The organism is Serratia sp. AS12 (genome assembly GCF_000214195.1).
GTDB classification, from domain to species: domain Bacteria; phylum Pseudomonadota; class Gammaproteobacteria; order Enterobacterales; family Enterobacteriaceae; genus Serratia; species Serratia plymuthica.
On the sequence record NC_015566.1, the window covers coordinates 5,318,802 to 5,333,691 of the forward strand.

14 protein-coding genes are annotated in these 14,890 nt (G+C 56.0%); 9 read left to right on the plus strand and 5 right to left on the minus strand.

Translation table 11 applies throughout. The features are described 5' to 3' along the window. Positions 1-30: 30 nt before the first annotated feature. Both grxC and SERAS12_RS24585 read right to left on the minus strand, forming a co-directional pair. A complete protein-coding gene (gene grxC, locus SERAS12_RS24580; protein WP_004953258.1) occupies positions 31-279 on the minus strand; it encodes a glutaredoxin 3 in 249 nt (82 codons plus the stop codon). A 28-nt stretch (positions 280-307) separates the two neighbouring features. Next, positions 308-742 (minus strand): rhodanese-like domain-containing protein, encoded by a 435-nt coding sequence (locus SERAS12_RS24585; RefSeq protein WP_013815009.1) that lies wholly within the window; start codon positions 740-742, stop codon positions 308-310. Between the two features lie 298 nt (positions 743-1,040). On the opposite strand from SERAS12_RS24585, the gene gpmM reads away from it, so the two are divergent. The 3 genes from gpmM to SERAS12_RS24600 are packed head-to-tail and all read left to right on the plus strand — an operon-like array spanning position 1,041 to position 4,897. Further along, positions 1,041-2,585, plus strand: coding sequence for a 2,3-bisphosphoglycerate-independent phosphoglycerate mutase (gene gpmM / locus SERAS12_RS24590; RefSeq protein WP_013815010.1), 1,545 nt, complete (start codon positions 1,041-1,043; stop codon positions 2,583-2,585). Between the two features lie 9 nt (positions 2,586-2,594). Continuing rightward, the gene (gene envC, locus SERAS12_RS24595; RefSeq protein ID WP_013815011.1) at positions 2,595-3,929 is read left to right on the plus strand and encodes a murein hydrolase activator EnvC; all 1,335 of its coding nucleotides are present in this window, start codon (positions 2,595-2,597) and stop codon (positions 3,927-3,929) included. Between the two features lie 2 nt (positions 3,930-3,931). Beyond that, entirely contained in the window at positions 3,932-4,897 is a 966-nt protein-coding gene (locus SERAS12_RS24600; RefSeq protein ID WP_041416506.1) for a divergent polysaccharide deacetylase family protein, read from the plus strand. Between the two features lie 34 nt (positions 4,898-4,931). Here SERAS12_RS24600 and tdh read toward each other — a convergent pair whose 3' ends face one another. Together tdh and kbl are read right to left on the minus strand one after the other, a co-directional pair. Continuing rightward, the gene (gene tdh, locus SERAS12_RS24605) at positions 4,932-5,957 is read right to left on the minus strand and encodes an L-threonine 3-dehydrogenase (protein WP_004953275.1); all 1,026 of its coding nucleotides are present in this window, start codon (positions 5,955-5,957) and stop codon (positions 4,932-4,934) included. Between the two features lie 9 nt (positions 5,958-5,966). After that, on the minus strand, positions 5,967-7,163 hold the full coding sequence (gene kbl / locus SERAS12_RS24610; protein ID WP_013815013.1) for a glycine C-acetyltransferase: 1,197 nt from the start codon (positions 7,161-7,163) through the stop codon (positions 5,967-5,969). Between the two features lie 240 nt (positions 7,164-7,403). Between kbl and rfaD the strand changes: the two genes are divergently transcribed. The 6 genes from rfaD to SERAS12_RS24640 are packed head-to-tail and all read left to right on the plus strand — an operon-like array spanning position 7,404 to position 13,787. After that, positions 7,404-8,333, plus strand: a complete 930-nt coding sequence (gene rfaD, locus SERAS12_RS24615; protein WP_013815014.1) for an ADP-glyceromanno-heptose 6-epimerase — start codon at positions 7,404-7,406, stop codon at positions 8,331-8,333. A 22-nt stretch (positions 8,334-8,355) separates the two neighbouring features. Continuing rightward, positions 8,356-9,402, plus strand: a complete 1,047-nt coding sequence (rfaF, locus tag SERAS12_RS24620; RefSeq protein ID WP_013815015.1) for an ADP-heptose--LPS heptosyltransferase RfaF — start codon at positions 8,356-8,358, stop codon at positions 9,400-9,402. 6 nt (positions 9,403-9,408) lie between these two features. Next, entirely contained in the window at positions 9,409-10,371 is a 963-nt protein-coding gene (gene rfaC, locus SERAS12_RS24625; RefSeq protein ID WP_013815016.1) for a lipopolysaccharide heptosyltransferase RfaC, read from the plus strand. Further along, entirely contained in the window at positions 10,371-11,540 is a 1,170-nt protein-coding gene (locus SERAS12_RS24630) for a glycosyltransferase family 4 protein (protein WP_013815017.1), read from the plus strand. The genes rfaC and SERAS12_RS24630 overlap by 1 nt, the downstream gene beginning before the upstream one ends. Before the next feature lie 22 nt (positions 11,541-11,562). After that, entirely contained in the window at positions 11,563-12,798 is a 1,236-nt protein-coding gene (locus tag SERAS12_RS24635) for an O-antigen ligase (protein ID WP_013815018.1), read from the plus strand. A 5-nt stretch (positions 12,799-12,803) separates the two neighbouring features. After that, entirely contained in the window at positions 12,804-13,787 is a 984-nt protein-coding gene (locus SERAS12_RS24640; protein ID WP_013815019.1) for a glycosyltransferase, read from the plus strand. A 10-nt stretch (positions 13,788-13,797) separates the two neighbouring features. Here SERAS12_RS24640 and SERAS12_RS24645 read toward each other — a convergent pair whose 3' ends face one another. Beyond that, positions 13,798-14,889 carry a glycosyltransferase family 9 protein gene (locus SERAS12_RS24645; protein WP_013815020.1) on the minus strand — a complete coding sequence of 364 codons (1,092 nt, stop codon included), beginning with the start codon at positions 14,887-14,889 and terminating at the stop codon, positions 13,798-13,800. Position 14,890: the final 1 nt, after the last annotated feature.

Sequence of the window (14,890 nt, forward strand, 5' to 3'; positions counted from 1 at the left end):
ATTGACACTCAGTAACCGGCAGTGGTCCGCTTATAGCAACGGATCCAGACCACCACGAGCATCGAGTTCATATAAATCATCGCAGCCGCCGATATGCCGGTCGTCGATGAAAATCTGAGGCACGGTGGTGCGCCCACTGCGCGCAATCATCGCTTCGCGTTTTTCATTATCGCCATCAATGGCGATTTCGTTAAACGCCGCGCCCTTACTGTTCAGCAACGCTTTGGCGCGATGGCAGAACGGGCAGGTCGCTTTGGTGTAGATATCAATGTTAGCCATGGATTACCACCTCAAATACATTAAAGAATTACTTACCGCGCACTAACGGCAGGTTTTCCCCGCTCCAGCCGGCAATACCGTCTTTCAGCGTGGCCACGTTTTCGAAACCGGCCTTGCTCAGGTTTTCCGCCGGCTCGCGAGAGGCGGTGCCGTTGGCGCAAACCACGATGATCGGCTGAGCCTTGTGTTTTTCCAGCTCGCCCAGGCTGCCGCTTTTGATTTCGCTCGCCGTCAGGTTGATGGCATTGGCCAGGTGGCCTTTACGGAAATCATCACGGCTGCGGGTATCAACCACAACGGCATCTTCTTTATTAATCAGGCGGGTGGCTTCACCACGAGCGATCTCTTTCACCTTGGAGAAACGGCTTTTGAACGTCATGACGATCACGGCAACCAGCAAGCCAATCCAAGCCAGGCTCAGTATCGGATGCTTGCTAACGAATTGCATAATTTCTTGCAGCATGGGGTGTAACAACTCCCGTCAGTTAAGGGATAAAATAAGTCAAGGCTCCAGAGTATACCTGCCGAGTGCGGCAAATACAGCCAATAAGCAAGCGCTATTGCAGAAACTGCGGAGTACGCTGAGAAATTCCTAACGTCAGAGCATAAAAGCCGGTCTTGTTCGCCGCAACTTTGATCTCTCGGGGCTCTTTTTAATCGTGCGCGTTGTAAAATCAGGCGGTTTTAAGGTGAATAGCCATCATTCCGATCGCGGGCAGATGGCTATTCACAACTTAAAAGTTCATAACGAGGTTAATGCAATGTCGAGTAACAAAAAGCCGATGGTGCTGGTGATCCTGGACGGCTACGGCCATCGGGAGGAGCAACAGGACAATGCCATTCTGAACGCCAAAACGCCGGTGATGGATCGCCTGTGGCAACAGCAGCCGCACACCCTGATCGCCGCTTCCGGCCTGGACGTGGGCTTGCCTGATGGCCAGATGGGCAACTCGGAAGTGGGCCACGTCAACCTGGGCGCCGGACGCATCGTTTATCAGGATTTGACCCGACTGGATAAAGAAATCAAAGACGGCGACTTCTTCGCCAACCCGACGCTGACGGCGGCGGTCGACAAGGCCGTACAGGCGGGCAAAGCGGTGCATATCATGGGCCTGCTGTCGCCGGGCGGCGTGCACAGTCACGAAGACCACATTTTGGCCATGATTGAACTGGCCGCTCAACGCGGCGCGAAAGCCGTGTACCTGCACGCCTTCCTGGACGGCCGTGACACTCCGCCACGCAGCGCAGAAAACTCGCTGCAACGCTTTAGCGACGCCTTTGCCAAACTGGGTGTCGGGCGCATCGCCTCGCTGATTGGCCGCTATTACGCCATGGACCGCGACAACCGCTGGGACCGTGTTCAACTGGCTTATGATCTGATGACTGAGGCTCAGGGCGATTACGTGGCCGATAACGCCGTTACCGCACTGCAAGCCGCTTATGAGCGCGGCGAAAACGACGAGTTCGTGAAACCGACCGTGCTTCAGGCCACCGGTGAAGCCTCTGCCGCTTTGCAGGATGGCGACGCGCTGATTTTCATGAACTTCCGCGCCGATCGCGCGCGCCAGATTGTTCGCGCCTTCGTGAATGCCGATTTCGGCGGATTCCCCCGCGCCAAGGTGGTGAACTTCGGTGATTTCGTGATGTTGACCGAATATGCCGCCGACATCAAAACCCCTTGCGCCTACCCGCCGGCGTCGTTAAGCAACACCTTCGGCGAATGGCTGATGAAGCACGACAAAACTCAGTTGCGCATCTCGGAAACCGAAAAATACGCGCATGTCACTTTCTTCTATAACGGCGGCGTGGAAGAGCCGTTCAAAGGCGAAGAACGCGTGCTGGTCAACTCGCCGAAGGTCGCCACCTACGATCTGCAACCGGAAATGAGTTCAGCCGAACTGACCGACAAACTGCTGAGTGCCATCGGCAGCGGCAAATACGACGCCATTATCTGCAACTACCCGAACGGCGACATGGTGGGCCATACCGGCGTCTATGACGCGGCGGTGAAAGCGGTGGAAACCCTCGATAGCTGCATCGCGCAGGTCGTGGAGGCCGTTAAGGCCGTTGACGGGCAGCTGTTGATCACCGCCGATCACGGCAACGCCGAACAAATGCGCGATCCGGCCACCGGTCAGGCGCATACCGCCCATACCAGCCTGCCGGTGCCGCTGATTTACGTCGGCAAGCCTGCTCGCGCGGTCAATGGCGGCAAGCTTTCCGATATCGCGCCGACCATGTTGACGCTGATGGGAATGGAAATCCCGAAAGAGATGACTGGTAAGCCGCTGTTCATCGTGGAATAATCCTTCTCCATGAGGGAGAAGGCGTTTTTTGCACTATCAAGGGTAACCCGAAGCGCAAACGCAGGCAGCCAGCCGCTGCCTGAACGCACCGCGCCAAGGAAGTTGACCGCCATGTGCGCCAGCGTATTTTGCGCTGGCGTATTGCTGTTGCCGTTAGCCGGACAGGCGGCGGAAGACAACAAATCCCAGCTCAAAGACATCCAGCAAAGCATCGCCGAAAAAGAGAAGGCGGTTAAACAGCAGCAGCAGCAACGCAGCTCATTGCAGGATCAGCTTAAACAGCAGGAAAAAACCATCGCGCAGGCCAGCCGCCTGCTGCGTGATACCCAGGGCACGCTAAGCCAACTGGGGAAAGACATTTCCGGCCTGAACGCCTCCATCGCCAAGCTGCAAAAGCAGCAGTCTACTCAGCAAGAGATCCTCGCCAAACAGCTCGACGCCGCTTTCCGGCAGGGGCAACACAGTGCCGTACAACTGATCCTCAGCGGTGAGGAGAGCCAGCGCAGCGAGCGTATTCTGGCTTACTTCAGCTATCTGAACGAGGCGCGTCAGCAAACTATCGAAGAACTGAAGCAAACCCGTGCCGAGCTGGCAAAGCAAAAAACCACGCTGGTGGCCAAACAGGGCCAACAGAAATCGCTGCTGGGCGAACAGCAGACGCAACAGCAGAAGCTGGAGCAGGCTCGTGGCGCACGTAAGCAAACGTTGACCGCACTGGAAGCTTCGCTGGAAAAAGATCAGCAGCGGCTGGTGGAACTGCGTCAGAACGAAACCCGCATGCGCGATAAAATTGCCCGAGCTGAACGTGAAGCCCGCGCCCGTGCCGAACGTGAAGCGCGTGAAGCCGCCAAGGTGCGCGAGCAAATGCGCGCCAAAGAACAGCAGGCGAAGAAAACCGGCACCAGTTACAAACCTAGCGAAGCCGATCGCTCGCTGATAGCCCGTACCGGCGGCCTTGGCAGACCAGGCGGACAAGCGATGTGGCCGGTTCGTGGCCGCACCTTGCACAGCTTCGGTGAACAATTGCAGGGTGAGTTACGCTGGAAAGGCATGGTGATCTCGGCCGCCGAAGGCAGCGAAGTGAAAGCCATTGCCGACGGCCGCGTCTTGCTGGCCGACTGGCTGCAAGGCTATGGCCTGGTCGTCGTAGTCGAGCACGGTAAAGGCGATATGAGCCTGTATGGCTACAACCAGAGCGCGCTGGTCAACGTCGGGGCGCAGGTCCGCGCCGGGCAGCCGATAGCCCTGGTCGGCACCAGCGGGGGCCAGGGAACGCCATCGCTTTATTTCGAAATCCGTCGTCAAGGTCAGGCGGTTAACCCACTACCGTGGTTGGGAAGATAGATTTGCGCTATATCAAAACCCGTACTGTCGTATTGATTGGCTGTCTGCTGCAGGTTTACGCCGCACAGGCAGGGAAGTTGTCCATCGTTATCGATGACGTGGGTTATCGGCCGCACGAGGAAGGCGCCGTGCTGCAAATGCCGACGGCGATCTCCGTTGCCGTGCTGCCCAACGCCCCCCACGCCCGTTTAATGGCCACCCGCGCCCACAGCCAGGGCCGCGAAGTATTGATTCACATGCCAATGGCGCCGCTCAGCAAACAGCCGTTGGAGCGCGATACGCTGCAGCCCTCCATGAGCAGCGAAGAGATCCAGCGCATCATCCGCAATGCGGTGAATAATGTGCCCTATGCGGTCGGGATGAACAACCACATGGGCAGCGCCATGACCTCCAGCCTGCCGGGCATGCAGAAAGTCATGCAGGCGCTCGAAAGTTACCGCCTGTATTTTCTCGATAGCATGACCATCGGCAATAGCCAGGCCACCCGTGCCGCTGCAGGCACCGGGGTGAAGGTCATCAAGCGTAAAGTGTTCCTGGACGATACCGCCAACGAGGCCGATATTCGCCGCCAGTTTAACCGTGCGGTCGAGCTGGCACGGCGCAACGGTTCTGCCATCGCGATAGGCCATCCACGCCCGGCGACGGTGAAAGTGCTGCAGCAAATGCTGTCGACGTTGCCGGCCGATATCGTGCTGGTGAAACCCAGTTCGCTGCTGAATGAACCGCAGAGCAACAGCGGTGGCGGGAGTTACGTTCCACCTCCGGTCAAGCCGCAGAAACCGCAGCCGAAGAACCCGTTCACCGGCGGTATCAAGCAGTGCAAGGTCAAGTTGCCGAAGGAAAAAGTCAACGCAGGCAAGGCGATAAGCGTGATCGGCGAAAGCGTGACACAGTCGCCGGCGGCAGAGTTTATCAAGCGTCAGTGGCATCGCTGGGTCGGCTCAGCGCCAGACAAACCGAAAGCATAAAATCAGGGCCGGAATTTTCCGGCCCTTTTTACTGTCAATCCCAGCTCAAAACCACTTTTCCGGACTGCCCGGAGCGCATGGCATCAAAGCCTTGCTGGAACTCATCGATCGAGAAACGGTGGGTGATGATAGGCGTCAGATCCAGACCAGACTGGATCAGCGCCGCCATCTTATACCAGGTCTCGAACATCTCACGGCCATAAATCCCTTTGATAAACAACCCTTTGAAGATCACCTGATTCCAGTCGATCGACATATCCGACGGTGGAATACCCAGCATGGCGATGCGCCCGCCATGGTTCATCGCGTTCAGCAGCGTACGGAACGCCGGTGGCGCGCCGGACATTTCCAGCCCCACGTCGAACCCTTCGGTCATACCCAGCTCGGCCATCACGTCGTTCAGGTTTTCTTTGCTGACGTTCACCGCACGGGTCACGCCCATTTTACGCGCCAGTTCCAGCCGGTATTCGTTCACGTCGGTGATCACCACGTGGCGGGCACCAACGTGCTTGCACACCGCAGCGGCCATAATGCCTATCGGGCCGGCGCCGGAAACCAGCACATCTTCGCCAACCAGATCGAACGACAGCGCCGTATGAACCGCGTTGCCGAACGGGTCGAAGATTGACGCCAGCTCATCGGAAATATTGTCCGGGATCTTGAAAGCGTTAAACGCCGGGATCACCAGGTATTCAGCAAAGGAGCCCGGACGGTTCACGCCCACGCCAATGGTGTTGCGGCACAGATGGGTGCGGCCGCCACGGCAGTTACGGCAGTGGCCACAGGTGATATGGCCTTCGCCCGAAACGCGGTCCCCGACGTTAAACCCTTTCACTTCCTGACCCATGGCAACCACTTCACCCACGTACTCGTGGCCGACCACCATAGGTACCGGGATGGTTTTCTGCGACCATTCATCCCAGTTATAAATATGAACATCGGTACCGCAGATCGCGGTTTTACGGATTTTAATCATGATGTCGTTATGGCCCAGCTCCGGCTGAGGCACATCGGTCATCCAAATCCCTTCTTCCGCTTTCAGTTTTGACAATGCTTTCATGGTTTTACCTTATGCAATAACGCCAAGATCCTTACCGATACGAATGAACGCCGCGACCGCACGTTCAATTTGCTCCGGGGTGTGGTCAGCAGACATCTGGGTACGGATGCGCGCCTGGCCTTTCGGCACCACCGGATAGAAGAAACCGGTCACATAAATGCCTTCCTTGAGCAGCGCGTTGGCGAACTCCTGCGCCAACTTTGCTTCACCCAACATCACCGGGATGATGGCGTGATCGGCCCCGGCCAGCTCAAAGCCCGCCGCGGTCATTTTTTCGCGGAACAGGCTCGCATTGGCCCACAGACGATCGCGTAGCGCATCGCCCTGCTCCAGCAGTTCCAGCACTTTGATCGAAGCGGCGACAATCGCCGGCGCCAGCGAGTTGGAGAACAGATAAGGCCGCGAACGCTGGCGCAACCACTCCACCACCTCTTTTTTCGCCGCGGTATAACCGCCGGAAGCGCCGCCCAGCGCTTTGCCCAGAGTGCCGGTAATGATGTCGACGCGGCCCATCACCTCACAATACTCGTGGGTGCCACGCCCGTTGGCGCCAACGAAGCCTACCGCATGGGAATCATCCACCATCACCAGCGCCTGATACTGGTCCGCCAGATCGCATACCCCTTTCAGGTTGGCGATCACGCCGTCCATGGAGAACACGCCGTCGGTAGCGATCATGATGTGGCGCGCACCATCGGCTTTGGCCTGTTTCAGCTGTGCGGCCAGCTCGTTCATGTCGTTATTGGCATAGCGGTAACGCTTCGCCTTGCACAGACGTACACCATCGATGATCGACGCGTGATTCAGCGCGTCGGAGATAATCGCATCTTCCGGTCCAAGCAGCGTTTCGAACAGCCCGCCATTGGCATCGAAGCAGGAGGAATACAAGATAGCGTCTTCCATACCGAGGAAGTCGGCCAATTTCTGTTCCAGCTGCTTATGGCTGTCCTGGGTGCCGCAAATAAAGCGCACCGACGCCATGCCGAAACCGTGGCTGTCCATACCGGCCTTGGCCGCCGCGATCATCGCCGGATGGTTGGCCAGGCCAAGGTAGTTGTTGGCGCAGAAGTTGATCACATGACGGCCGTCGGCAACGGCGATATCTGCCTGCTGAGCGGTGGTGATAATGCGCTCTTCCTTGAACAACCCTTCGCTACGGGCGGTTGCAAGCTGTTGTTCCAACTGCTGATAAAAAGACGCGGACATTCGGTTATCTCCAGGATGGGTCTGTTTCCCACATATTTTACTGATTTGTAACCAAACTGACGACAATACACAGGAGAGAATATGAAAATTGCAGCAGATATCACGGCAAAGTGCTTTGATGCTCGACATCGCGGGATATTCGGAGCCCGTCCGATGTTTGCGGCGGCATGAAATGCTATTATAAGCGGCATTGAGCGTGGGGCACCCTGTCCCACCGGGCAGAATAATAGGGGTAACCCAATGATTATCGTTACTGGTGGCGCCGGCATGATCGGCAGCAATATCATTAAGGCGCTGAATGACACAGGGTATCGCGATATCCTGGTGGTAGATAACCTGAAAGACGGCACCAAATTCGCCAACCTGGTCGATCTGGATATCGCCGACTATATCGATAAAGAAGATTTTATCGCCAACATCGTGGCCGGTGACGATCTGGGTGAAATCGACGCGATATTCCATGAAGGTGCCTGTTCATCCACCACCGAGTGGGATGGCAAGTACATGATGGACAACAACTATCAGTACTCCAAAGACCTGCTGCATTATTGCCTGGATCGCGAAATCCCGTTCCTGTACGCCTCATCGGCAGCCACCTACGGCGGCCGTGAAGAATTTATCGAAGAGCGCCAGTTTGAAGAGCCGCTGAATGTGTACGGTTACTCCAAATTCCTGTTCGATCAGTACGTACGTGAAATCCTGCCTGAAGCGGATTCACAAATCTGCGGCTTCCGTTACTTCAACGTTTATGGCCCGCGCGAAGGCCACAAAGGCAGCATGGCCAGCGTTGCATTCCACCTGAACAGCCAGATCAACCGCGGCGAGAACCCGAAACTGTTCGACGGCAGCCAGGACTTCAAGCGTGACTTTATCTACGTCGGCGACGTGGCTGCGGTAAACCTGTGGTTCTGGAAAAGCGGCGTGTCCGGCATCTTCAACTGCGGCACCGGCCGTGCAGAAACCTTCCAGGCGGTGGCCGACGCGGTAGTCGATTTCCACCAGAAAGGCGCGGTGGAAAACATCCCGTTCCCGGAAAAGCTGAAGGGCCGCTACCAGGCGTTTACCCAGGCCGACCTGACCAAGTTGCGCGCTGCCGGCTATGACGCGCCGTTCAAAACGGTCGCCGAAGGCGTGAAAGAGTACATGGCCTGGTTGAACCGCACCGCTTAAGCTGAAGGAAATCACTCAGGGTATGAAAATACTGGTTATCGGCCCTTCGTGGGTTGGCGATATGATGATGTCGCAAAGTCTCTACCGCACCCTGAAGGCCGAGCACCCGACAGCGGAAATTGACGTGATGGCACCCGCCTGGTGCCGTCCGTTGCTGGCGCGTATGCCGGAGGTCAATCAGGCCCTGCCGATGCCGTTAGGCCACGGCGCGCTGGCGCTCGGTGAACGCCGGCGCTTGGGGCGCGCCCTGCGCGCCAACGGCTATGATCGCGCTTACGTGCTGCCGAACTCGTTCAAATCCGCATTGGTGCCGTTCTTTGCTCAGGTGCCGCAGCGTACCGGCTGGCGTGGCGAAATGCGCTACGGCCTGCTCAATGATCTCCGCGTCCTGGACAAAGCCGCCTTTCCATTGATGGTACAGCGCTATGTGGCGCTGGCTTACGACAAGCAACGCATCCATCGCGCCGAAGATCTGCCGCAGCCGCTGCTGTGGCCGCAGTTGCAGGTGAGTGACGAAGAAATTGCCGAAACCACCGCGGCCTTCAACCTGACCGATAATCGGCCGATTATCGGTTTCTGCCCGGGGGCCGAATTTGGCCCGGCCAAACGCTGGCCGCACTACCACTACGCCCGGCTGGCCCAGATGCTGATCGACCAGGGTTATCAAATCGCGCTGTTCGGATCAGCCAAGGATCACGAAGCGGGCGAACAAATTCGCGCGGCGCTGGATGACGGTGCCCGAGGATTTTGCATGAATCTGGCTGGGGAAACCCAGCTGGAGCAGGCCGTGATCCTGCTGGCGTCCTGCCAGGCCGTGGTCAGCAACGACTCAGGCCTGATGCACGTTGCTGCGGCCTTGAATAAGCCGCTGATAGCGTTGTACGGGCCAAGCAGCCCGGATTTCACGCCGCCGCTGTCCGATAAAGCCAAAGTGATCCGCTTAATCAGTGGTTACCATAAGATACGCAAAGGCGATGCCGATCAGGGTTACCATCAGAGCCTGATCGATATTCAGCCACAGCAGGTGTTGGACGCGCTGACGCCGTTACTTGCCGCCAGCGAGGAATAAATAAGCATGCAGGTGTTGATTGTAAAAACCTCCTCGATGGGAGACGTGCTCCATACGCTACCGGCGTTGACCGACGCCATGCAGGCCATTCCCGGCATTCGCTTCGACTGGGTGGTGGAGGAAGGTTTCAGCCAGATCCCCACCTGGCATCCGGCGGTAGACCGAGTGATCCCGGTGGCGATCCGCCGCTGGCGCAAAAACTGGTTTGGCAGCGAGACCCGTCAGGAGCGTTGCGATTTTAAACGTCTGGTGCAAGAGCGCACCTACGACGTGGTGATCGACGCCCAGGGACTAATCAAAAGCGCCGCATTGATCACCCGCATCGCCAAAGGCAGCAAGCACGGCCAGGATGCCAAGAGCGCCCGCGAACCCTTTGCCAGCTGGTTCTACAACCACCGTCATGAGATCGACAAACAGCAGCACGCCGTGGAGCGCACCCGTGAGCTGTTCGCCAAAAGCCTGGGCTACGACAAGCCGGAAAGCTACGGCGATTACGCCATTGCGGCGCGCTTTCTCAGCCACCTGCCGGCCGATGCCGGGCAATACCTGGTGTTTTTGCACGCAACGACCCGCGATGAGAAACATTGGCCTGAGTCGCACTGGCGCGAATTGATTGAGCTGATGGCGCCAAGCGGGCTGAAGATCAAATTGCCATGGGGCGCGGAACACGAACGCCTGCGTGCGCTGCGTTTGGCAGAAAGCTTCCCGCACGTAGAGGTGCTGCCAAAACTCAGCCTGCAGCAGGTAGCCGAGGTGCTGGCAGGCGCGAAAGGCGTGGTCTCGGTCGATACCGGCCTCAGCCACCTGACCGCTGCGCTCGACAGGCCTAATATCACGCTGTTTGGCCCGACCGATCCGGGATTGATCGGCGGCTACGGGCAAAATCAGCATTCCCTGATTTCTCCGGAAAAAAGCATGGCGACCCTCACCGCTGACGCAGTCTGGGCAGAGTTGCAAAAGGTTATTTGATGAAAAAACTGCACATTATCAATTTAGGGAAAATGGGTGGTGTCGAACGTCTGTTCCTGCAGTATATCAACGACACGACCGATGGCAGCAACGAAGTCATTTGCATCAGCGGTGAGGTCGGTGAAGAAATCCGTCGGCAAATGCCTGACCAGAAGATCACCTTTGCCAACCGGTTGATTAACGCGTTCCCGCTGCGTTGCCCGCAATTCTTGCGCAAATACCTGCTGAACAGAAAAATCGAGAAAGCCAACGCCGACGTAGTGATTGTCTGGGATCTTGTACCCGGCCTGGCAGCGAAACCTAAACGCGGCAAACTGATTTATTACGATCATGGCTGCTCCTGGCGCTATCCGAAAAATCCAAAGACATTACGATTCCTTGCCATGCTGGACGGCTGCATCTCTGCGTCTTACGCCTCAAAGCGGGTGATGGCGCTGCGGTTTAACCTGCCCTGCCCCAATCACGTGGTGATTAACCGGCTTAAAACCCCTATCGGTATCCATGATAGTTTGAAGCCACTGAGCCAGCCGGTGAGGATAGGTACGGCGTCTCGCCTGGTGAGCCTGAAAGGCATCAGCGTTTCATTGCTGACGCTGCAAGAGTTGCTGCGCCGCGGGCATGATGTCACCCTGGAAATCGCCGGCAAGGGGCCGGATCGGGCGGCGTTTGAAGCACTGGCAGAAAAACTCGAACTGGCCGACCGAGTCACCTTCAGCGGCTTTCAGGATAACGTGGCCGACTTTTTCAACCGTACCCATATCTATATGAGCACGCCGATTACCGAACCCTTCGGCTTATCCTGTATGGAAGCGTTGTATTTTGGCGTGCCGGTGATTTTCCCGCAGGTGGATGGCCAGCCTGAAGTGATCAAGGACGGGCAGTGCGGTATTGGGCTGACGCCTGCAGTGACAATCGAAGAACATTACCGACTGACCGGCATCAAGGTGGATTTCCCTCACGATGTTTACGATCCGGCAACCGATGCCCTGGTGGTGCCAAAGCTGCTGTCGCACCTGGAGTGCGCCGATGCGATCGAAAAACTGATGGTGCCGGAAACCTACCAAACCATGAGCCGAAATGCGCAGCGTTACCCCGTCGAACATTTCAGCTACGCTATGTTCAAGACCGAGTTTGATGATGCGCTGAAATCATTTATTGCCCAAACGTGATATGAGCAGGAAACCCAGCCCCATGCTGCTAAAAGAAACAACCCCGCATCCCGCCTTCAGCTATCTTATTTATTTGGGATGCGCTATCGCTTTTTGCACTATCCCCTTTGGCTCCGCCACCGGGCGCAATCTGTTTTATATTTCCAGCTATATCTCGTTTATCGCCGTCTGCCTGAACATGAAGTATTTTGTTAGAAACAAAAGAAACTTAATTCTGCCGGTCCTGTTTTTCTGTGTAGGCATGTCGACGATTTTCTGGATGAACCATTTCAAGCAGCCCGGTGAATACATCAATATTTACCGTTCCTATATGTCGACCGGGAAATTGCTGATCGCTACCGCGTTTATCCTGTTGATTGCGTTAAATGAACGTCTTTGCATACAGCGCGCGTTTGTTGTCGTCGCGCTGGCGACCGGCATCGCGGTCAACGGTTATTCGCTTTACCAAGGGTTGTGGCTGGATATTCCGCGTATAGAAATCAACTTCGATCGCGCCACTGTCGCCGCCTACCTGATTACCGCCATCAATCTGGTGATGCTGCAGGCGATACTGATGCTGCGCAGTAATTACAGAATCCCTTTGTATATCATTGGCTTCCTGGTTACGTTCTCTACGCTGGTGCTCACCGGAACGCGAGCGGCCATGCTGGTCTATCCGGTAGCGATTGGCCTGTCGATACTGGCGACGAAAAAACTGATATCCCATAAGCACAAGATCCTGCTGATAGCCTCAGTGCCGCTGCTGTTGCTAGCCTGCGGCTTGGTCTTCAAATCACAAATAGAGCAGCGCATCGCGGCATTTCAGACCGATATGCGGCTGATCGATCAACCGCAGACCGAGAACTCGATTATTTCCCGCATCTCAATGCAGATCGTCGCAATACGCGCCGGTTCGGCGGCGCCGCTGGGCCAATCCGCAGAACAACGCGGGGAAGAAATCCGCGCCATAGTTGCCCACGAGCCCCATCTGTCCGGCGTCATGCCTTATATCAATGTGCATCTGCATAACGAGCTGCTGGAAACCTACTCGCTCAAAGGTGTTTGGGGTGTGCTGTTTTTACTCGCGCTCTACGTTGGCTTATTCGTCAGTTCTCTTAAGCCACATCGTAATGCGTTATTGTTAGGGGTGACCTTCAGCCTGTTTGTGTATGGGCTCAGCGACGTCATATTCTTTAGTACTGAAGGTACGGCAATTTTTTGCCTGGCGATTATTGCCAGCGTGCTTTCAATGAAGAAAATGCCGGTTTCCCAGGATTGAACGATATGAACTCATCACCGCTGCTGCTCAGCTTTATTGTGCCTTTTTACAATAATGAGGATTTCGTTGTCGCCAGCCTGGGTTCACTGTTCGACCAAATCGGCGATGATATTGAAGTGGTCATCATTGACGACGGCTCAACCGATGCTTCCGCCGATCGGGTACGCCAGTTGTTGGCAGAAATCCCGCATCCGCATGTGACCTTTATCTCACAGAAAAATGGCGGCATCGCCTGTGCCCGGAACATCGGGCTACAACACGCGCGTGGACGCTATATTACCTTCCTTGACGGGGACGATTTGCTGAGCGGCGACTACCTGGCCATTCTGCGGCCGTTGCTACTGGCCGATGAAGATGACCTGATCGACTTTAATTATCAAAAGTTTATCGATGCCCCGCCAGTGCTGCCTCACCAGACAACCGTCCGCCGCAGCGTTTATGATTTTGACAACCAGGGCCTGTCCTGCCTCGCTCCGCTGTTTGCCCGCTCAATGTGGCATCTCTGGAGCCGGGTCTACCGACGTACGCTGTTGGACGGGGAATCATTCGAGAACGGCCGGCGCTATGAAGACGTTATCTTCACGCCGTTCCAGTATTTCAAAACCCGGAAAATCGCCCATCTCGATCATGAGCTCTATTTCTATCGGGATAACAGCCAGGGCATCACCCGCAACGTCAAAGCCAAAGATATTGAAGATATGCTGTTTGCCATCGATAAAACGCTGCGTTTTATCGATCAGCACCCGCATGATGAGCCTTTGCGACAATTGGCGGCCTTAATGCTCGCCAACTGTTTCTCGGAAGTGAAAAGCATGTCGAAAGCGCTGTACGGCTACTACCATTATGAGCCGGAAACACTGCGCACCTTCAACCGCGTGGCTGAGGTATGCCGCAACAGCGGCGTACCGCGAAAAAAAATCCGGCAGATGCGGTATGCCCAGGTCGATACCTGGCTGTCAAAAATCCGCTGGCGGCTGAAAACGCGCTAAAAAAACACGCTTAATTCAATGACAGATGCTCCACCACCTCAGCATAAATACGCTGCGGCTGGATCACGCCCATCGGGCTTTCAGCTTCCAGCGGCATAGTGTAACCGGTGCGGGAAACCTGAATAATCCGATGAAGCTCCGGATCCTGAATGGGCCCGGTAGAACGTGAATCCGCCGTGACGAACAGGCTGATGGTTTTTACTTTCAGCGCGACCGCCAGATGCAGCGGCCCGGTATCGCCGGTGATCAGCACATGGAAGCTGTCGATCAGCGTCAGCAACGCCTGCAATCCCGTTTTGCCGATCCGATTGTCCACGCAAGCCCGGGTTTCAGGGTTCACCTGGCTCAGGAACTGCTGCGCTTTCCCCTCATCAAAAGGGCCGCCAATCAGCACAATACGCACCTTGCCGTGTTTGGCCACCAGTTCATCCGCCAGCCGGACGAAATGCGAGACCGGCCAGCAGCGTGATTCGGTAGAAGCGCCCAGCTGAAGGCCAACAGTACAGTGCTCGCTACTTTTGATACCCGGTTGATAAGGCGCAGGGATTTCCATGGTGGGATCGTCACTGCGACAGCCCAAAATTGAGATCAGCTCCAGCTTACGGCGAATAAAATGACCGTAATAATGGAAGATATAATTGGTCAGCCAGGGTTCAAGCCCGCAAATCCCGGAGCTGTAGTTATCACGGATAATATATTTCGCCCCGGATAATACCGCGCTGATGATGTCGTACGGCAGATGCGAATGCAGGATCAGCGCCAAATCCGGCTGATGCTCGCGCAGTGACTTCAGCAGCGGTCGCATACTCTTGATTTTACTGTCCCAATACACCACGCGATCGTAGTAGCGGCCGTTCTCCACCAGTTCCTGATTCTTCTTGTGCACCACCAGCGTAATGTGCGCATCGGGATAGCGTTCCCGCATCGCCCGCAGCGCGGGGGTGTTGAACATAAAATCACCCAACGCCGTGGTCGAATAGATGACGATATTGTCAAACTGAAGCCGACTGTCGAAAGTCGCCTTATCCTGGAAACGGCCGGACTTTGCGGTATAACGTCGCAAAAACCAATCCGCGACCTTAATTTTCCATTTTTTCGACATG